General features: G+C 39.8%; 22 protein-coding genes and 1 riboswitch. Of the genes, 4 read left to right on the forward strand and 18 right to left on the reverse strand.

Annotation, left to right across the window (positions count from 1 at the left end; genetic code table 11):
• Positions 1–87: 87 nt before the first annotated feature.
• The 9 genes from AC0L3Y_RS00125 to AC0L3Y_RS00165 all read right to left on the reverse strand — a co-directional run bounded on the left by AC0L3Y_RS00125 (position 88) and on the right by AC0L3Y_RS00165 (position 7,589).
• Positions 88–615, reverse strand: coding sequence for a hypothetical protein (locus AC0L3Y_RS00125; protein ID WP_473467244.1), 528 nt, complete (start codon positions 613–615; stop codon positions 88–90).
• Between the two features lie 209 nt (positions 616–824).
• Positions 825–1,025: a GFA family protein gene (locus AC0L3Y_RS00130; RefSeq protein WP_473467248.1), complete on the reverse strand. Its 201-nt coding sequence runs from the start codon at positions 1,023–1,025 to the stop codon at positions 825–827.
• Positions 983–1,129, reverse strand: coding sequence for a hypothetical protein (locus AC0L3Y_RS00135; RefSeq protein WP_473470651.1), 147 nt, complete (start codon positions 1,127–1,129; stop codon positions 983–985). Before AC0L3Y_RS00135 ends, AC0L3Y_RS00130 begins: the two co-directional genes overlap by 43 nt.
• Before the next feature lie 18 nt (positions 1,130–1,147).
• Positions 1,148–2,860, reverse strand: a complete 1,713-nt coding sequence (locus tag AC0L3Y_RS00140; protein ID WP_473467250.1) for a dipeptide ABC transporter ATP-binding protein — start codon at positions 2,858–2,860, stop codon at positions 1,148–1,150.
• Entirely contained in the window at positions 2,860–3,765 is a 906-nt protein-coding gene (locus AC0L3Y_RS00145; protein ID WP_473467252.1) for an ABC transporter permease, read from the reverse strand. Before AC0L3Y_RS00145 ends, AC0L3Y_RS00140 begins: the two co-directional genes overlap by 1 nt.
• A gap of 14 nt (positions 3,766–3,779) precedes the next feature.
• Complete coding sequence (locus AC0L3Y_RS00150; protein ID WP_473467255.1) at positions 3,780–4,742, reverse strand: ABC transporter permease; 963 nt, start codon at positions 4,740–4,742, stop codon at positions 3,780–3,782.
• Positions 4,743–4,931: 189 nt separating this feature from the next.
• The gene (locus AC0L3Y_RS00155) at positions 4,932–6,515 is read right to left on the reverse strand and encodes an ABC transporter substrate-binding protein (RefSeq protein ID WP_473467258.1); all 1,584 of its coding nucleotides are present in this window, start codon (positions 6,513–6,515) and stop codon (positions 4,932–4,934) included.
• Positions 6,516–6,670: 155 nt separating this feature from the next.
• Positions 6,671–6,985 carry a N(4)-acetylcytidine aminohydrolase gene (gene yqfB / locus AC0L3Y_RS00160; protein WP_473467262.1) on the reverse strand — a complete coding sequence of 105 codons (315 nt, stop codon included), beginning with the start codon at positions 6,983–6,985 and terminating at the stop codon, positions 6,671–6,673.
• A 19-nt stretch (positions 6,986–7,004) separates the two neighbouring features.
• A complete protein-coding gene (locus AC0L3Y_RS00165) occupies positions 7,005–7,589 on the reverse strand; it encodes a 3'-5' exonuclease (RefSeq protein WP_473467264.1) in 585 nt (194 codons plus the stop codon).
• A gap of 100 nt (positions 7,590–7,689) precedes the next feature.
• On the opposite strand from AC0L3Y_RS00165, the gene AC0L3Y_RS00170 reads away from it, so the two are divergent.
• Positions 7,690–8,595, forward strand: a complete 906-nt coding sequence (locus AC0L3Y_RS00170; RefSeq protein ID WP_473467267.1) for a pseudouridine synthase — start codon at positions 7,690–7,692, stop codon at positions 8,593–8,595.
• A gap of 38 nt (positions 8,596–8,633) precedes the next feature.
• On the opposite strand, the gene AC0L3Y_RS00175 is transcribed toward AC0L3Y_RS00170, so the two are convergent.
• On the reverse strand, positions 8,634–9,533 hold the full coding sequence (locus AC0L3Y_RS00175) for a DMT family transporter (RefSeq protein ID WP_473467268.1): 900 nt from the start codon (positions 9,531–9,533) through the stop codon (positions 8,634–8,636).
• A 144-nt stretch (positions 9,534–9,677) separates the two neighbouring features.
• Between AC0L3Y_RS00175 and AC0L3Y_RS00180 the strand changes: the two genes are divergently transcribed.
• Positions 9,678–10,571, forward strand: a complete 894-nt coding sequence (locus AC0L3Y_RS00180; protein ID WP_473467270.1) for a LysR family transcriptional regulator — start codon at positions 9,678–9,680, stop codon at positions 10,569–10,571.
• A 76-nt stretch (positions 10,572–10,647) separates the two neighbouring features.
• Here the strand turns inward: AC0L3Y_RS00180 and AC0L3Y_RS00185 are convergent, their stop codons facing one another.
• The 4 genes from AC0L3Y_RS00185 to AC0L3Y_RS00200 all read right to left on the reverse strand — a co-directional run bounded on the left by AC0L3Y_RS00185 (position 10,648) and on the right by AC0L3Y_RS00200 (position 13,644).
• Entirely contained in the window at positions 10,648–11,454 is an 807-nt protein-coding gene (locus AC0L3Y_RS00185) for an SIR2 family protein (RefSeq protein WP_473467273.1), read from the reverse strand.
• Between the two features lie 21 nt (positions 11,455–11,475).
• On the reverse strand, positions 11,476–12,024 hold the full coding sequence (locus tag AC0L3Y_RS00190) for a non-canonical purine NTP pyrophosphatase (RefSeq protein WP_473467275.1): 549 nt from the start codon (positions 12,022–12,024) through the stop codon (positions 11,476–11,478).
• Between the two features lie 358 nt (positions 12,025–12,382).
• The gene (locus AC0L3Y_RS00195) at positions 12,383–12,802 is read right to left on the reverse strand and encodes a tetratricopeptide repeat protein (RefSeq protein WP_473467278.1); all 420 of its coding nucleotides are present in this window, start codon (positions 12,800–12,802) and stop codon (positions 12,383–12,385) included.
• Between the two features lie 197 nt (positions 12,803–12,999).
• Positions 13,000–13,644, reverse strand: coding sequence for a peroxiredoxin-like family protein (locus AC0L3Y_RS00200; protein ID WP_473467281.1), 645 nt, complete (start codon positions 13,642–13,644; stop codon positions 13,000–13,002).
• 175 nt (positions 13,645–13,819) lie between these two features.
• Here AC0L3Y_RS00200 and AC0L3Y_RS00205 point away from each other — a divergent pair, with 175 nt between their 5' ends.
• Positions 13,820–14,392 (forward strand): TetR/AcrR family transcriptional regulator, encoded by a 573-nt coding sequence (locus AC0L3Y_RS00205; protein WP_473467284.1) that lies wholly within the window; start codon positions 13,820–13,822, stop codon positions 14,390–14,392.
• Positions 14,393–14,446: 54 nt separating this feature from the next.
• Here the strand turns inward: AC0L3Y_RS00205 and AC0L3Y_RS00210 are convergent, their stop codons facing one another.
• The 3 genes from AC0L3Y_RS00210 to AC0L3Y_RS00220 all read right to left on the reverse strand — a co-directional run bounded on the left by AC0L3Y_RS00210 (position 14,447) and on the right by AC0L3Y_RS00220 (position 17,815).
• Positions 14,447–15,097, reverse strand: coding sequence for a peroxiredoxin-like family protein (locus AC0L3Y_RS00210; RefSeq protein WP_473467286.1), 651 nt, complete (start codon positions 15,095–15,097; stop codon positions 14,447–14,449).
• 127 nt (positions 15,098–15,224) lie between these two features.
• On the reverse strand, positions 15,225–16,388 hold the full coding sequence (locus AC0L3Y_RS00215; RefSeq protein WP_473467288.1) for a capsular polysaccharide export protein, LipB/KpsS family: 1,164 nt from the start codon (positions 16,386–16,388) through the stop codon (positions 15,225–15,227).
• A 158-nt stretch (positions 16,389–16,546) separates the two neighbouring features.
• Positions 16,547–17,815 (reverse strand): MFS transporter, encoded by a 1,269-nt coding sequence (locus AC0L3Y_RS00220; RefSeq protein ID WP_473470558.1) that lies wholly within the window; start codon positions 17,813–17,815, stop codon positions 16,547–16,549.
• A 113-nt stretch (positions 17,816–17,928) separates the two neighbouring features.
• Here AC0L3Y_RS00220 and AC0L3Y_RS00225 point away from each other — a divergent pair, with 113 nt between their 5' ends.
• Entirely contained in the window at positions 17,929–18,807 is an 879-nt protein-coding gene (locus AC0L3Y_RS00225) for a LysR family transcriptional regulator (protein ID WP_473470559.1), read from the forward strand.
• A gap of 82 nt (positions 18,808–18,889) precedes the next feature.
• Here AC0L3Y_RS00225 and AC0L3Y_RS00230 read toward each other — a convergent pair whose 3' ends face one another.
• Positions 18,890–19,561 carry an energy-coupling factor ABC transporter permease gene (locus AC0L3Y_RS00230; protein ID WP_473467291.1) on the reverse strand — a complete coding sequence of 224 codons (672 nt, stop codon included), beginning with the start codon at positions 19,559–19,561 and terminating at the stop codon, positions 18,890–18,892.
• An 81-nt stretch (positions 19,562–19,642) separates the two neighbouring features.
• Positions 19,643–19,853, reverse strand: a riboswitch (cobalamin riboswitch).
• Positions 19,854–20,108: the final 255 nt, after the last annotated feature.

A 20,108-nucleotide genomic window follows, 5' to 3' on the forward strand; every position in this document is an offset into this window, starting at 1 on the left:
CTAGCAAGATCAATCTTACAATCTAAAACATAGGTACAACATTCAATGTCCGAAATTCAATGGTACCTGGAATACAATTTTCTGAGCTTACATAGCGTTGTCTAATACTTCTCTCAAGTTATTCAACGCACTCACCGAAAAGCCTTCATCATAGAAATACAAAACCGCACCACCTTTGTTAAGCAATACCACTCTGGCGTTGTTACCATTTTCATTACCAGTAAATTCTTGTACTTTGTCGCCATCTTTATAAACCGTTACCACACCTTTCCATAATTCTTTTGGGATGCCTTTACGCATTCCATTATCAATCACTGTGCTGAACATCCTTGGGAACAGACCTTGAATGGTGGGCAGTTCGTATACATCCACCAAGGTATTTGTCATGTCTAAACCAATTAACCAACGGTCAATATCAAACTGTGAATTCTGCTTGTAGCCTATTAATAACAACACTGTTTCTTGGTTAAAATCAGCAGGAATGTTTAACTCATTTTTTTCCAGAGTTTGTCCGGTAATAGATGGGAATGTTTGACCTTGAACCGATTGGTTTGGATAGGTTGTGCTGCATGCTGCTAACAGTGGCAAGATTATGGCTAAAATAATTATTCGCATTTGAGTACTACTTCTATTGATTGAATTAACTACTTATACGTGATTTATTCCAATTAAGTTCACCGATCTAGATAATTTTAAAACCCATAATGAATGTAATCAGGTTCTATGGGCTTGTTATCACCACTTTGTTATAACTTGATGGTGTCCTTCAGGTGATGTGTGCCATTGTAAATTTTAACGGGTTCAAGTTCATAAGGGTTCACACCTTACAAACAAGCAACATTGATCGTAAATTGATGAGGATTTGAACGACATTGATGATGGGTATAAATGCCACAGGTTTTACAAAAATAATGTTTAGCTGCCATGGTATTAAATTGGTACAGCGAAAGGTTGTCTTCGCCTTTCACTATACGCAAATTCTCTAATAATACCGACGACGCAATCGCGCCTCTTTTGCGGCACATAGAACAAGAGCAACGACGAGGGTCTTTAATCCATTCGGCAATGTCAGTTCAAGTTCTACTGCACCGCAGTGGTAGCTGGCTTTATGTATTGATTTAATTTCCATATCAGTTAAACAATAAGCCTAAAGAGCCCAGTTTTTCGGCATCACAGGCGTCAAGGACAGCAGTTTTTTTGTGTATTCAGCTTGTGGACGTTCAAACAGATCTTCGGTTTTACCCGCTTCTTCGATCACGCCATTACGCAGTACAACCATGTCATCGGCCATTTGTCGCACCACTGAAAGGTTGTGACTAATAAATAAAATGGTCAGTCCAAACTTCGATTGCAAATCTTTCAAGAGATTAAGAATTTCAGCTTGGATCGATACATCCAATGCGGAAGTCGGTTCATCACATATCAAGAATCGCGGTCGAGCCAATAACGCGCGTGCCACGGCAATACGTTGACGTTGTCCACCAGAAAATTGATGTGGGTATTTATCAATCGCATCTGGTGCCATACCAACCAAAGCAAGCATAGAAGCCGCGAGCTCTTGACGTTTCGCTGGGTCTTTTTCTAAACCATAAAACCAAAGCGGTTCTGTCAAAATAGAGCCAATCTTATGACGCGAATTTAAACTTGAGTAAGGATCTTGAAAGACCATTTGAATGATTCGACGAGAAGGATGTTTACGGCTACGAGACTTTCCTGCTGGTAATACTTCGTTACCAAGCATCATGGTGCCACTGTTAGGTGTAATCAGTCCTGTGATAGTTTTAGCGACGGTAGACTTACCGGAACCACTTTCACCAACCAACCCCATAATGCTGCCAGGTTTGACGTTAAAGCTGATTTTATCGAGTGCAATGAAGTCCTCTGGTTTACGCCACAATGATTTACGTGTCCCAGAAAAACGAACGTCTAGTGCTTCAATTGATAAACCGATTGAAAGTTCTTTCTGCTCACCTTCAGACAAGCCTTTTTCTTCAAGCAACCATTGCTCAGCAAGATCACCGATAGAAACGCTAGCACCTTCAATACCTTCTGTAGCCGGTACACTGAATCGATCAATTTTATGATCCATTGGCGGCACAGCACTCATTAATGCTCGTGTATAAGCATGCTTAGGACGCCCCAATACTTGTGCAGTTTCGCCCGATTCAACGACATGACCATTACGCATAACCGTTACGCGATCTGCGATTTGTGCAATAACACCAATATCATGAGTGATCAGGATAAAGCCAATCTTACGTTTGTCTGCCAATGAGCGAATCAAGTCCAGCACTTGGCTTTGTACCGCAACATCTAACGCCGTGGTTGGTTCGTCAGCGATAATAAGTTCAGGATTAGTACAAAGCGCCAATGCAATCACCACACGTTGACGCATACCACCAGAAAACTGATGCGGCCAAGATTTGATGCGTTCTGCCGCATTCTTAATGCCAATTTCTTCGAGCAAGTCGATAGCGCGAGTACGAGCCTCGTCCGCTGACATTTTTTCATGGGCTAAGATGGTTTCAACCAACTGATCTTCAACCGTCATCAAAGGATTAAGACTGGTTTGCGGATCTTGAAAAATCATCGAAATACGTTTGCCACGCAAGGCATGAGCTTGATTCACATCCAAGGCGCGCAAATCCGTATCACCCAACATGATGCTGCCTTCAGCGATATAACCCGGTGTTTGCAACAAACCAATAACAGCAGCGCCAACAGTGGATTTACCTGCACCACTTTCACCGACAAGACCGTGGATCTCCCCCGCTTGGACATTTATATTAATATTCTCGATGGCTGTCGTATCACCAAATCGAGTGGGAAAACGTACGGTTAAGTTTTCTACTGTGAGCATTAGCGTAACCCCGGATTAAAAACATCACGCATGAAATCACCAAGCGTATTAATAGAGACAACTAATGCCACAAGAAATAAAGTCGGTATCCATAAGATCCACCACTCACCTGACAACATAAACTGCATGCCAATACGGATAAGTGTGCCTAATGATGGACTGTCCGCTGCAAGGCCAATGCCCAAGAATGACAAGGTCGCTTCGAGCAAAATCGCGGAAGCAAGATCAACCGTCATGATGACCAAAAGCGGCCCCAAAATATTCGGCAAGATATGAATAAACATGATGCGAATGGGACCTTGCCCCATGATGATCGCCGCTTGTACGTATTCTTTGTTCATCTCCACAAACGTAGAGGCACGGGCAGTACGAGCAAAATTCACCCAAAGGGATAAAGCAATCGCAAGTGTTAAAACCACAACGCGCAAATCTTGCTGCACCTCTGGAGGTAAGATTCCACGCGCAATACCGTCAATCAGTAAGGCGGTTAAAATAGCAGGCAAGGCAAGTTGAATATCGGCAATTCGCATAATGATGGCATCGAAACGACCACCATAAAATCCTGCTGCAAGACCAAGCCCAACCCCAAGCACGGTGGCAATCGCCATGGCAGACAAGCCAATCAGCAAAGACAAACGTGCACCGTATAAAATCGACGAAATCATATCTCGTCCTTGATCATCGGTACCCAGCATAAATTGTGAGATGCCGCCTTCCTGCCAAATCGGCGGAAGTAATCCGTCCATCAAACTGAACGACCCCAAATCATAAGGATTCGCTGACGCAATCCAAGGCGCAAATGCAGCGCCAATAAAAATCAGAATAGCGATAACCGCCGCAACCATAACCGCAGGGCTACGAGTAAACAGCCAAAGACCTTCTGAGCGCTTAATAAATTCTTTCATATTCATCTCCCTACCTACACTCGAAGACGTGGATCAATGGCCACATACAAAAGATCAACAAGCAAGTTCACCACCACAAAGAAAAAAGCGATGACAACCAAATACACCCCCATCACAGGGATATCAACAAAACGGATAGATTCCAGAAACAACAAGCCCATTCCGGGCCATTGGAAAACACTTTCGGTGACAATCGAGAACGCGATAACACCGCCGAACTGCAAACCAATAATGGTAATAACCGGTACCATGGTGTTCACCAGTGCATGTCGGAAATAAAGCTGTCTCATTGGTACACCGCGAGCGGTAGCGAAACGAATATAATCAGATCGCATCACATCCATCATTTGTGCTCGCACCAAACGCATCGTCAATGTGAGTTGATAAACACCAAGGGTAACCGCAGGTAAGATAAGCGCTCGCCAACCATCAATAGAAAAGAAAGAACTTTCCCAGAAACCGATATTGACGGTTTCCCCTCGACCAAAAGTAGGCAACCACCCTAGCTGTACGCCAAATAAAAAAATGAGCATGATGCCGATAACAAAGGTCGGTATAGAAATACCAATAAGCGTGGTCATTAGTATGGTTTGAGTAATAACGCCCCGTGGTCGTAACGCCGTATAAACACCGGCGGGAATACCAACTACCAGTGAAATAAGCAATGCAACAACGCCCAATTCAAGGGTCGCAGGAATACGACTGGCGATCATTTCAGCAACAGGTTGACGAGTACGAAACGAGTAACCAAAGTCGCCTTGTAACATATCGACAGTGAATCGACCAAATTGGCTAATGAAGGGATCATTCAGTCCCAATTCTTCACGCAGTCTTTCCTGATCGACAACGGAGGTTTCCACGCCCGTCATTTGCGTAATCGGGTCCCCAACAAAGCGGAACAAAGAGAAGGCTAAAAAAGCCACTGCTAGCATCACAAACACAGATTGGATGAGGCGCTTAGAAATAAAATAAAACATCAATGTTCAACTTTTAAACAGTTAATTTTTTATGTTAGAAGGTGTTTTAGATGACATAGCAAACGAAGCCAATAGCAAAAAAACCAATGCCGTCTAAAAAAGTAAAGCCAATACCTTGCTAAAGAAGAAAAAAATCCTATCTTCAACAAAGTATTAGCTCGTACCCTAACCTTATAAAAGGCTCTACAATTAATTCACAGTAACCCAACGCAATAAGAAGAAGTTATCCGCACGTTGCGTCATATCAACATTTTCTTTTGTTGCCCAAATTAATGGTTGAGTATAAAGCGGAATATACGCCGCTTCTTTCTGCGTAATAGACACCACTTCATCGATTAGGTTCTGACGATTGGTAGGATTAATTTCTTGCTGAATCAATGGAAGTAACTCATCAACACGTGTATTTGAGTAATTACCGAAGTTCCAAGAACCCAATTTTTTCACATCATCTTGACTATGCAACAAGAAACGAATTGGATGTTCCATATCAAAGGTACCTGGAGACCAACCTAACAAGTACATATCGAAGTCATCCGCACGTAACTGAGTCCAGTAATCACGAACTGGACCAGTACTTAATTTCGCTTTTAGACCAACGGCACTCAGCATAGACGCAGCGGCACGACACAAAGCTTCATCGTTGATATAACGATCATTAGTACATTTCAAGCCAAAGCTAAAGCCATTCGGGTAGCCTGCTTCTGCTAGTAACTCTTTCGCACGTTTTGGATCGTATTCATGGCGAGCGGCGTTTTTCTCAGAATAGCCTGAGATACCAGCTGGTACTAATTGAGATGCCGCTTCAATTTTGCCACGGAACAAGACTCGATCAATCGACGCCATGTTAATCGCGTGAGATGCCGCTAAACGAACACGAGGATCTTTAAATGGATTCGCATCTTTCACATCAGAAGAATAAAGCAGTTTTTCGTGTTCATGGCCGAAACCAAACATAATGACACGGGTTTCTTCACCTTCTAAGATTTTAAAGCCTTTACGACTTTCAACTTGTTTAGCATCTTGCAATGGAATTGGCTGGATAAAGTCGATTTCGCCTGAAAGCAAAGCGGCAATCCCTGTTGCAGGGTTACCAATTGGTGTAAAGGCAGCTTCCGTCACATTGTGTGTCGCCGTGTCCCACCAACCAGAATACGGTTTTAAAACAGTTTTAACGCCTGGGTCACGGCTTGATAAAACAAAAGGTCCGGTACCGTTTACATTCATAGTCGCAAAATTTTCAGCATCACTTGCTGGCAAAGCAGCATTGTTTTTTTCAGCCCAGTCTTTGTCCAAAATCATGAAGTTAGCGATAGAATCAGGGAAAAGAGGATTAGGTGCCTTTGTCACAAAATCAATCGTGTATTCGTCAACAATCGTGACGTCAGCAACTGGCGCGAACCATGAACGAACATCAGCCGCTTCACTAGAAGCCCGTTGGTAAGAAAATAATACGTCTTCCGCAGTAAAAGCAGCACCATCTTGGAAGGTAACGTTTTTACGTAAATGAAAGCGCCAGCCAATTTTACCAACAAGTGGTTCCCAAGACGTTGCTAATGATGGTTCGATAGCCATCCCTTCGCCACGTCGTACCAAACCTTCATAGACATTGTTCAAAAAGGACAATACTGGTGCAGAGTTTACAGCATGTGGGTCCATAGTTTGTGGATCAGTATTGGAAGCCCAGCGGAAGGTTTCTGCTGATGCGTTTGTGGCGGCCAATGAGACTAAGATACTGGAGAGCAAAACCGTATGGCGTAAACCATGCTTTTTCATAGTATTTTCCTATAAAATAATTTTCGATTAAATTCAGAATAAACATCTTCTTTAATAAAGTCTACATGCAGATTTCATGCCCAAGATATTGAAATAAAAAGTAAAAATTTGAAGAGATAAATTTAATAAATAGCCTAATGAAATCAAAAAAATAACTAACCAATAAGCTCGTATGAAATCACATACAACTTTTCGATATTTGGATAAATTTCTTGGATAATATCTTTCAACTCAGGAAGCGCCATGTTCTCTTGTTTAGCATGAAAATCTGATAATTCACTGACTTTTATAGGGGCAATTGATTGTATTCTTAGTTGGCAAAACCAACGCCCTTCTTCATAAGTAGACACTTGTACAACACTATTGAGTGCATAATCTTTTTCCGTTTCATCCCTGATTGTGATGGTTTTCTTTCCTGAAAGGATATCAGCTTCAAAACGTTCGAAAAAAGTAATGTTAGATTGGGCCAAGGTGTTTCCTTACCTGTATTTAAACCAGTGTCGATAATGCTTTTTGAACACAAATGGCAGCATGGGCATCATTAGCGGCATAAAGAATCTGGCTACTTTTAAGTGGGTAAGCCCCCCAATTGGACTTTTGCGCTCCCTTACCTAAACGAGCCTTTAGCACCATAGCCACCGCAGAGCGTGCTCCTATGGTATTTTTATCATCGATAAGGCGCTTTAGGGTAAAAGACAAATCTTGTGTATTCACAATATCGATATTAAGTTTGTTACGTAGCTCTTTATTATCGTCTTTAATGCCGAAGCCGACTTTTTGAATTGCAGGATTAACTAAAACTTTAGCTGCTGCAGTGACCGCAGCAGGGAAACGAGTCGGAAATAAAAAACCTTTTGATTCTGTAGCAATTTGAATTAACGATGGTCCTGGGCTTACTTGGCCTTTACGGAAAATCGGCTTACTCTCAGTATCAAACCCTACACAGGTTTCGTTTTCTAACGCTTGTAATGCTTCTGCCGCATCCTGTTCATTTTCAATAATCTTAATATCTAACAGATCAAGGCCCACATACATGGGTAACTCACTTACCTGCTCTTTCGTAGGACGTTGCATATTTTTCTCTTCATAAAACACTTACCACAAGCTCACATAATCAAGCTCATGTTATAGTCAGCATAAATAGCACATTATAGTCGAAGGTTTATATCGCTACATGGCAATGTCAGAAAATCCATCAAAGCTAAGTTTACCTCAGACTGACCCCGGCGTCGCCACAGTGCTGGAATACCTAATTCTTAAATTCCCTTATATTGATGCTAAAATCTGGCAACAACGCATGACAGATAGAAAAGTACATTGGCATGACGGCTCATTAATAAACGCGCAATCCCTCCTTCGACCTCAGCAACGTGTCTATTATTACAGAGAAGTTCAAAATGAACCTGTTATCCCTTTTGAAGAAACCATACTGTTTCAGGATGAACATATTCTAGTGGCGTATAAACCCCATTTTCTCCCAGTGACACCCGGCGGAGTGTATGTGAACGAATGTCTTCAAGACCGTTTACGTCGCCGAACTGGTATCAAGCACTTACAAGCCTTACACCGACTAGATAGAGTAACTGCGGGATTGGTCATATTTTCTACCAATCTAGACACACGCCATGATTATCATCAGTTTTTTAAAACTCGACAAATACACAAAACCTACCAAGCGATTGCCTGTTCCAACAACCACGCCATGGGCAATGTAGTAGGTAAAGAATGGGAGATAAAGAATCGTATTGAGAAGTCTGAACCGAGTTTTCTTATGAAGGTGACAGAAGGCATAGCCAACAGTCATTCAGTGATTAGGTGTGTACAACAAACAGATCAGAAGGCGTTATTTGAACTACGGCCAGTAACCGGAAAAACCCACCAACTTCGGCTCCACATGCAGACTCTAGGCTGGCCTATATTAAATGATAAATACTATTTGCCACTAGGAAGTGAGCTGCAACCAGAGTCGGCAGATAACTATCAATCACCGTTACAACTACTCGCAAAAGAACTGTCGTTTGTAGACCCAATAACTCAACAACCAAGACACTTTTGTTGTGATCGCAATCTTTTATTCTAAAAATAATTTTTCACTGTAACAACCATCTATGATTGGAATTACTGATGTCGACGTTGTAGAGCCGCCTCTACAATCGGTTTGCTTTTCACTTGTTTAATAAACAACGCCAACACAATCAACACCATAGCGGTCAGTTCTAGTCGATCTAAATTAGACCCTAATAAAACCGCGCCAGTTATTAATGCAACCACTAATTCCAACGATCCCGTTAATGCGTTTCTATCCGCACATGACTTTGGCGCTCCTAACATAAACAGCAATTGAGGAATCACAGCCGCTAACAAAGCAATGCCTAATACAGAAAGCATACCGACAGAAGAAACTGGCAATATTTGTACGGGACCAACCCAGAGTGCAATCGGCAATAACACCAGAACATGACCAATGGTAATCCATGCCATTCGACTACGTGTGGGGATTTTTTGTCTGGGATTAGATAAGTATTGAACCTGAGTCGCAACGGCTAAAGGTGCTAGAAAGCAAGCAGCGACAGCCAATAAAGCACCCTCAGGTAAGGATTCAGGTCGTATTGTTAATGACACGGCAATAAGCACCAGTGCCGCCGATACCAAGGTATTTTGAGACGGTGCTCGCTTAAAAATCAACCAGCCAATCAACACACTAAAAAAGGGATAACTGTAATAAATAAGAATCGCGGTGGCGGCAGGAATCGTGTCCAAAGCATGAAAGTACCCAAAGATAGAAACGCCGCTCGCTAAGCCTAGAACTAAACTTCTAGACGCTTCCGCTCTATTTTCTCGCGGCACACGTAAGCAGAAAACGAAAAACATCGCTGGCAAAATAAAACGGTACAAACTGACCATTTCAGCACCTAAGCCGTCCTTGAATAACTGCTGAGCAAAGTACGGATTTAGACCATAAAAGCAAGCTGCCATTAAAACCAAATACTGCCCGTCCATTGTAGATTCTTGTTTCATCTCGATTTCATTCCATCCTGTTGAGACAAAACGATAACGCACTACTGATTAAAAAAATAATGAATAATAAACTCTATTGATTAATACTGTGCATATATAAAACATCATCGATGAAATCTAAATCCCAAGAAGTAAGGCGAGTTTATGAGACTAGACATCAAGCACTGGGAAATGCTCAATGCGATAGACAGAACTGGCACCCTAAGGCAGGCAGCGGATGTGCTAGGCATAACACAGTCAGCATTAAGCCATCGGCTTGCCGAAGCAGAAAGACGCTTAGGAGGATTGTTGTTTGAGCGTGAAGGCCGTCGACTTAGACAAACACCGTCAGGACGTGCCATGACACAAACTGCTAATCAGATTATTCCTGCACTACAGAGGGCTGAATTTGATTTTCAGCAAATGACAAACAACAAAACGACAGTCGTTCGCTTTGGTATCGCGGCTTATAGCTGCTACCACTGGTTACCGTCTTTTTTAAAAGTCATGTCAAAAAAAGAACCTCACATTCAATTAGAATTGGTCGCGTCCGCTACACAAAATCCACTTAAAAACCTTCAGCACGGCGATGTTGATGTCATCTTAGCGCCTGGGCATATGGCGACTCTTGGCATCGATTCTATTCCTGTTTTTCAGGACGAACTTGTTTTAATCACTCACCCTAAGCACAAATTAGCAAACAGACTTTTTATTGATGCCGTCGACCTAGAAAGTGAAGACTATCTAACCTACAGTAGATCTGCGCAACCGGGCTTCGAATACGAACGCTTCATCCGCCCTTCTGGAGTTGTGCCTCACTTAGTTACCGTTGTGGAAGTCACGGATGCGGTAATCGAGCTAATCTCATCAAATTTTGGTGTCAGTATATTATCTCGGTGGGCAGTTCAATCAGCGATTAAAAATAAAACCGTATCGGCCGTAAGTTTAGGAAAATCGAAACTTGACCTTAATTGGTCTGCATTGATCCGTGAATCAGAAACGCCCTCTTCCGCAGCGAGAGTGGTTTCCAGAAGATTAGCAGAATGGTTTGCGGTATAAAACGAGCAGATAAGTAATGACACACTCTAAAGCATGGAGTTTTTGGATTAAGTTATTAGAGCCTTTAATTCGTGCTTTATTGCTTAATACTATCGCCAATAAATTTGCTTAGAAAATCTTCTAATGCTTTACCTGGATGTTCAATCTCAGATGAAATCATTTCAATCCCCCACTGCTCTAGAATTTTCTTTTGTACTGGATTTGGCTTGGGTGAAAACACATAGGATTTGGGTTGGGCTTCGCCAAGATGATGCGCTTTCCAAAGCATTGATAATTTGTAGAAAAGAAAACGTATATTTACATCGGCCAAACTATAACCAATAAATAAGACAGATTTGCCGAGAATATCCGATCTCAATTTTATATCTAAAGGGGTTTCAAACCCTAAACGCTCAAAATAACTTGTCTCATCTAAAACAATGGATTTGTTATCATCAAAATCACCGTGAAACTTTACAATCTGAGTACTATTATCTTTCACATTTTTCAAATCCGAAACGGATGAAATCTTAGTATAAGGCATATTGTAATAATCAAATGCATGCTCTAACCATCTATCGTAGTTCGTTGTGTATATGATTGGAAATTCTGCTTTAGCGATTTCTTCATGGACTTTCGAAGTTGATACATCAATATCAGAAGTATGCCAATTTTCATCCATCCAGCTACCAAGCTCTCCGATACTGCCTTTTGTTAATCGATAATATTCCGCTAAAGCCAAATGATCGCCAAATGTCTTGTAAATTTCAGGATCATAATCCAAATCTTCCGCTATTTTATCAATCAACGAATCCCATGATGGCAACCCAAGGTTCATAGATACACCGGCACCAACAAATAGAATGACATTGCCTTCTCTAAAGGAAGTTAATAATTGTTCCATTGATGCCCTTTCCATTAACCTTTATTCCTTTTCCAAAAACGCTTTAAATTTATCAAAAGCAATTTTTCGCATTGAAATGTCATTTTTCCTATCACCCATTTCAGCGAAGGTTTCTGTTTCGCCTTCGGGTATAAATACACAATCCCATTGAAAGCCTCTATCGCCTCTAGGTTCAGGAGAAATACGCCCTTTTATTTCGCCTTCAAAAAAATACATTTTTTTAGAGTCACAGTAACCTATGGTTGTTTTAGCCACTAAACTAGGGTTGTCACCTTGCCCCAATAGAGACGAGAATTTATCGGCTTCTAATTTATCCCAAAACATTTGGGTCAAACCGCCTGGAAAACCATTCAAACTATCAATATAAAGCCCAGTGTGTTCCACAAAAACTGGGCGTCCTACTTTTTTAAAGGCTTTCAATAATTTATCTTTTACTAACTCATTAACATTTTCAGTCTGTATCCCATTGATTGAATACTTTGTTTCGATCACCTTCACGCCTGCTTCTGCTAATATTTTCTTTACCTCATTTACTTTGAAGTCATTATTTGAAACAAACCTTATATGCATGTTAATCCCTTTATAAAGCAGTATTTTGAGGGCTAGGAGTGCTCTATTTTATAAATTCAACGCCTATGATGCCAAAGCAGTTCACCACTGGAATATTGTTAACACCAGTAAATAACATAACTTTGTGTTATTCAATTTTTGCGCATTATTTTTTGAACGAAAACGTTAATAAATATAGAAATTATCTATTTAGGGCAGTAACTTAAACCTCTCACTTTTAACACTAATCAAGGTGTGTACCGAAGGAAGCAGATAGATGTTAGTAGCAATATGATAACAATACTAGAATGTTGAAAATTCATAAAAAGCATTCTCACATAACACCCTAGTCTTCTCGTTAACTATTTTTTATTGAGCTTTATGATTCTTGCAGTTCTTTTAATAAATCATGAATCTCAGCTTTTAACTCTTTATCGATGATTTTATTACTGTGGATTTTGGCTTTTTCTAAAGACTCAATGGCGCCCGCTTTATCACCAAACTCTATTTTTAATAATGCGGCTGAAAAACTGATAGATGAAAGGTAGTCTTTATTGTTAATCACTTCAGCTTTTTTGAAGGCTGTGTCGTATATCGAAATAGCGAGCTCTATATCATCCGTGAAATCTGCCAGTGTTTCCCACTGCACCGGATGATCTTTATCTGTGCCGTCATTGTCATCACAAATTTGCTTCAATTCTTCATAATAAGCATCGAAATTTTCTTGGTCTTTTTTATGTGCACAACTCATTAGCTCTTTGGCTAAGAAAAGGACTTCTTTATAAATTTTTGTGTTCATATTTCACTCGGTTTAACAGGTTCTGCGGTTTAATAAACACCATGTTAATTTTAATAGCGGATTTATGACAGCTTTTGTCTTGTTTCAAAAAATTTAAAAAACAAAAAGCCAGTAAGAAACAAGTCCATACTGGCTTTTTTAGTTACTTTAGCTTTTTTAGTAAAACGCTAAATACACTATCTACTATTTGCTATCTATTACAGAGCTTTAAGTGCAGCAACCGCTTCTGCAGGCTCTTGACGAGCAGTGTAATCTGCATCAACAAAAGCGCTGGCAACCGTACCGTCTTGTGCAATAACAAAAGTGGCAGCCAAAGGTAAATCGAATTGACCTTCACCGTTGTGTTTTTCTATTTCAATACCGAAAGATAAGTAAATAGGACGAAGCTCTTCCGCTAATGAAAAGACTAAGCCAAGGCTTCTTGCATAATCAGAATTCACATCAGACAAGACTTCAAATTCCAATGCATTTTTCTCTGCAGTAGAAAGAGAAACATCTGGTAATTCAGGCGTAATCGCAACAAGAGTTCCATTGGCAGCTTTAATATTAGCCAATTGATCCTGGTAAGCTTTTAATTCTAAGTTGCAGTAAGGACACCAGCCGCCACGATAAAACGTCATCACAACAGGGCCTTTCACCAATAAATCATCTAGATTCACTGTTTTTCCGTTTTGATTAGGCAAAGAAAATGTTGGCAATTTTTCTGATACTTTTGGAGCTTTATCAACAATACCTGTTTCAGCTAGGTTTTTAGTAACTAGCTTCATCAGTTCTTGAACATCAACTGGCGCTTTTTGAACAAATGCGGCTTTGTATTCTGCAATTTGATCTTGTAATGACATAGGGAACCTCATGAATAAATAAAATTAACGTGATAATTTATTCAAACAGTTGTTGAGTGATCATTCAAGAATTTTTTTGAACAATCGCTCAACAATTTGCAGTTACCTTAATTTAGTCGCTATACTTAGCGAAAGTGCAAAAAGATTGCATACAACACAGAGTAAAAAACATCCTATGACTAGAATACAGTTTGACAGAGAGAAGGTATTAGAAAGGGCGACCAATGCTTTTTGGCGCTTGGGTTATACGGCCACCTCTATGCATACTCTTGTAGAACAAACAGGGTTAAAGCCTGGTAGTATTTATTTGGCATTTGGTAACAAAGAAGGCTTATTCAAAGAGTCACTTGATTATTATGCTCAGCAATCCCTATATAACTTAGAAGCTACCCTTACCCAATATAATTCGGTAGAAGAAGCACTCCCAGATATTTTCATGAGTTTTATCGAAGAATCTTGCAAGGCAGAATATTGCAGCTGTTTTCTGGTCAAAAGCCAACTCGAACTGAGTGACCAACAAGCCGAACTAAAAAACCACGTTTCACAGAGTTTACGTAAAGTGGAGTCCCTCTATTTCGAAAATTTTCGAAAAAATAATACCGAAAGTGAAGCAAGGGCAAAGGCTGCTAGTGTCATGCTACACATATTTGGTATACGTGTTTATGGCTATCACACACATTCACGAGAGCAATTAATTGATGCTCTTCGCCTTGGTTTACCATGGTTAGCTTGGAAGGCTGAACACTAAAATTGAACATTAGAGAGAGCCTGTTTTCTTTAATGTTCATTTTGCTTGTTAGCTTTAAAGTAATTTATGCAAGGCTTCAATAATATCCTCAGGCTCTGAACGAATACGATAATCCACATCAACAAAACGCCACACCACTTTTCCATCACGATTAATAACAAATGTCGCAGGAATGGGTAGCACATTACTATTGCCGTTATTAACTGTTTCAAGGTCAAGGCCGCGATCAACTCGCATGTGTTCCAGTAGAAATTCAGGCACTTCCCATGCTACGCCGTATTCTACAGCGACTTTTGCACTTTGATCTGACAGTACTTGAAAGCCTATTTGACTGATTTCATCTTTGCTTAATGAGTCATCTGGGACTTGCGGACTGATGGCAATAAGTTCAGCACCCAAATCATGGATATCCCCTAAACGCGACTGTAAAGCTCTAAGCTGTAAATTGCAGTATGGACACCAACTACCACGATAAAAGGTAACAACCACTGGACCTTTTCCTAACAAAGAGAACAACGACGTTGCTTGTCCGTTTTGGTTGGGGAGATCAAAGTTTGGCGCTGGTTCACCTAACCCTAAGGCATCAGCACCTTGCTCAAAACTTTTAGCTTGTGCAATAACATCATCTACACCTTTCATAAACTCCGGTTTTGCTGCGCGACCTTCCGCTACTTTAGCAAGGGTTTGTTCTTTTAGCTTTTTCATCTTTTTTCCCAAGTAGATAATTTTGCATTACCAGATACAGTACTTATAAATACGATCCGATACCAATGAAAAGCAGGAAAACAATGAGGAAGGCTGCAGATTAGAAAGGTAGTAAATAAAAGTGATTCTAATGCAGCTTACTTCTTTCAAAATCTGAAAAAGCATCTTCGCCTGTTAATCGCATCTGTACTGCAAGAATATGCTCTTCATCGTCTTTATTTACACGTGGCACACAATAAATATTTTCTAAATAAGAGAAGAATTTATCTCGTAACAGGCTATTCATTTTCCAACCTTGGTAAATATTTTTTAAGCATTTCATTAACTCTTGGTTGTCATTTGCATGTAGAACAAGGCCTTCAATGTTGTAACAGGTATCTCCTAATGTAATCACTCGTTTATTAAGTAATAAAGACTCCAATCCAACAGTTGAATTGATGGTTAATACAACCTCCGCTTTTTTAATGAGCTCCTTGGTTGAATTACCATTGGCAAACACCCCTATTTCGTCTTTTTGATATAATGATGTGTAATGTTTATGCCAAGAAGGGTGTTCTTTGAAGACGACTTTTAATGAAGGATCATTTAATGCTTTAACTGCCCTTATAACTTCGTCATACAGCATTTCCATCGAATTAATCCAAGTCGAGTAACAGACGATTTGCGTATCATGAGGCACTTGAAATGGCACAAAAATAAAACGCTTTGGTAATTCAGTTTTATCAAAACTCTGGCGTTTTCTAATGTTGCTACGAGGCACGACTTCTGGAGGAAAAAATGAGTAATTGTTGTTTGGATCAAATTTCAAATAAAAATTTGGATCACAACTCAAAGAAGATGCGAAATTAACGCCTTTTGGGTCTAATGATACGGTATTTGGCAACAAACCATTTTCAAAATAAAACAGCTTAATACCTAACCGCTTCGCAGCCATGACGATTGTCATATTTGGTAACTTACGACCATTCCAAAGAACGACATAGCTTGGCTTTGTTTCAGTTAATATAGCAATCATCTTCATATATCTTAGTCGCTCAATACACATAAGAATACGACTGTAGAGGAAACTCAAAACAGGATTACACCAAATAGGATTATAGGCTTTTTTACGCTTTAATTGTTCTTCTCGAATGTCTTTGAAATCTATTTGAAAGGCTTGTTTAAAATAAAGTAAAGCAGACATTTTTGGCAGCCCCATTATATATAATTGAGCATCTAGATTTAAACGCTTAATGATGGTTTTGTAATAACGGGAATGTACATTTTTTCGAGAAATGAATAAATAACTCATACAGTGTCATACTCTGCCTTTGATATAAAACAGTTTATACCACCTAAGTAAGACAAAAATATGACTCAACATAAAAGCCTCAGAAACTGACATTCTGGAACTAGATTGAGTAACATTAAGCCAAAAATGGAATCATAAACCATAAATAACAAGATCCATCAAAAAAGCAGCAAAGAATATTTCTCCGTAACTACTCTACTCGTTAAATGAAACTTACTAAAACTGTCAACTCCCCCTTTCACTTGTAACACTCTTTTCTTATCTTTAATCAAACTGACACCAGCTAAAGCGACTAAAAACAAAACCACCCAAGATCCAATAATTACTCCAATCCACCCACCCACTTGCCAGAATGGGTCAAGGTAAAATCCGCCCAAGCTGGCACCAAGATAGTAAAACATTAAATACAAAGAGGAAGCGCTGGCTTTAGCATATTTCGCATTTCGGCTAACAAAACTGCTGGCTGTAGAATGTCCTAGAAAGAAACCAAAACTGTTGATCAATAAACCTGTGATGATGGTAAATAATGAGCCGCCAAGGGTTACTAATGAGCCAAACATTAAAATACAGGTTCCCAACACCATAATATTAGGCTGATCCCAACGCTTAGCTAATTTACCCGAAATAGCCGAGCCAAGCGTACCGGACAAATAAGTCAGAAAGAGTAAACCTACGTACTTGGCAGAAAGATTATAAGGCGCGGCTTCTAATACGAAGGTAATGTAACTGTATTGATTAATGAAAATAAAAAAACTGAAGCCACCAATTAGATAACTAGTCAGCAAACGACGATTATGTAAGTGGTCTTTCATGTTTTTCAAAATATGGCCAACTCGTAACGGTTTAGGCTCAAAATGACGGGAAGCAGGCAATAAAAAGAAAAACACCAAAAGACAAATTAAGCTGATGCCACTCATCACAGCAAAGGTTGTTGAGCGCCCTAACCATTCACCAACAAAACCGCCAATCAAACGGCCACCAATACCACCTAAACTGTTACCACTAATGTATAAACCAACTGCTACCATTAAGGCTTCAGGTGTATATTCGTCACCCAAGTAAGCGACAGCAATGGCAGGTAATCCTGCTAAGAAAAAGCCTTGTAATCCGCGTAATGCTAATAAGGATTCATAACTTTGCACTAAGGAAAGACAAAAGGTAGTAATGGTAATTCCAACCATGGTCATCACCATAATACCTTTGCGACCAATAGCATCGGAGATTGGCCCATAAAAAAGTAGAGAAATACCTAAGGTTAATGTGGTGATCGTAAAACTGGCGCTGGCCTGAAGCGGGCTAATCGAAAACTCATTTGCTATCATTGGTAATAATGGCTGAGTTACATAAACATTAGCAAACACCATAAAAGAACCAATTACTAGGGCTAAAGTGCCTCGCCAGAATACTAAACTACCAGCTTCAATCACGACAAACTCCACAGGGATAAAATTCAAAACAGACTGATATTATTCGCCTACTATACGCCCAGCCAATTTATCAATAAAATATATCTATTTTATTCAATCCATAAGGATTAATGATGGACATTAAGCCACTACGTTATCTCATTGCCATCGCAAAAACTGAAAGCTTCACTAAAGCTGCGCAACAACTTAACGTGGCACAACCTGCTGTTAGTATGGCAATAAAAAAATTGGAAACAGATCTAGGCCTAACACTAATCCACCGTGCAGACAGAAACATAGGTCTGACAGATGAAGGTAAAAAACTACTCCTTCATGCAGAAAAAATAATCCAATCCATGGACGAAGCGCTTCTAGAAATGAGCGAGCTAAAAGGCTTAAGCCAAGGTGAAGTGCGTGTCGGAATTCCAAGCATGCTTGGCTCTTACTACTTTCCTCCCATACTTATGGCCTTTCGGCATTGTTACCCAACAATCACCTTAAAAGTGATTGAAGGTGGGACATGGCAACTGCAAAAGATGCTTGAAAGTGGTGAATTGGATCTAAGTGTCATTGTCGCTGAAACATTACCAGATAGCTTGCAAACACAAGCTTTGATTCGAGAAGAGATGCGCGTCACCGTGGCAACTGATCACCCATTTAGTCAGTTAAATAAGGTCACGCCTGAGGCATTTTTCGAAGAAGAGCTAGTTATGTTTAAAGAGGGTTACTTTCACCGCCGGATTGTTGATAAATTAGCAAAGCAATGCAAAATGACACCTAAAATTGGTTTTGAAACCAACCTTATCCCCTTGATCAAATCCATTACTCAACAAGGCTTCGGTGTCTCAACTCTACTCAATATGGTAATCGACGATGACGATGAACTCATCACCCGCTCATTTGATCCACCAATATGGCTGGATCTTGGCATCGCCTGGCGCAAAGACAGTTACCTTTCTAAAGCAAACCAAGCTTTTTTAGAATTCGTGAGTGAACATGGAAGGAATCAGTAAAGGTCGCCTTAATTCAGATAGCAAATATAAAAAAACGACCAAACAATCGAATCGCTTGGCCGTTTTAAATGCTATTTTTAAGTTAGCTAAACAAGCGCGTTTCAAGCAATGAAGAATGCCTAAAACGATTCAAATTTTTTGCTCCTGCAAGGACTGCAAGATCCAAAACAGGCTCAATCAATACGACACTCAAATAAGCCAAACCAAAGCTAGCAACAGAACTCATATTTTCCACGCCAAAACCTTGCCCATAAAATGCCCAGAAAGCCACCCAAGCAATGATTCCGCTCTGAAAAGTTAGTGACAATTGCAATGCCTGCTTATAAGTGATGTCCACGTAGGCGGTATTTTCTGCAATGGTACGACGAGCGATAGCTGCCATAGCAAACAAAGGCAACAACAAGGTTGTTAAGTTCATACCATATTGAGGTAGATCAAAAGGAGCAAAGAATACACCCTGCGCTAATAACCCGAAACTCAATCCAATTGCAGCGGCCGCTGGACCAAACATCAAAAATAATGTTGAGCCAAGAATAAAATGAACCTCTGATACACCAACGGCATGATGTGGCATCACTTCAAAGAAAATAAACACCAATAAAGTAGTCAGTAAACTACGACCAATTAAAGACATAAGACCATCTTTTTTGATCATGTTGACCGATGCTCTCGCAGAAAATCCAAGAGCAGCAATTGCCGTTGCGTAACTTAAAATAATTTTTGCGCCATCTACAACGCCTGGTTCAATATGCATTACTATATTCTCCAAAATAGGATTCATACTCACCCGTATGATTCAAATTAGCGGATCTTCACTTATTCTTAGTAAAGTAAAAATTCCTAATTAATAAAGGCCGGTCTCCGGACTCATAAGTGTTAAGCATGCATTTTTGATCACTTCATCCCTTCCCATTAAAAACAGTGAAATCAAGCCAAAAAACGCATCACTTACATACCGTTGCGGGGGCAGTATAGGCTTTGTTTGAAGAACATTCCTATTTCCCGTTTCACCAGTAAATACTGACACCTTTACAAGAATTGGCCACCTATAAATGTACAGAAGCCAATAACCGGAAGAGTACGTTTTATATGCCTTTTTAGCAACTTACTTATTATAAATACAGCTTATAGTTACTTTAATCTAAAAAGTTTTTTCCAAATGAAAATGTTTTTTTAAATAAAAACACTGCATTGAAAAAATAAAAAAAACAGATAATATTTTTATGGCTATTTATAAACATCTAGGATAATGATGTAATGGCCAAATGTAATCTTTTGTAAAAATAAAAATAAAACAATTA

The organism is Marinomonas sp. GJ51-14, assembly GCF_055808695.1.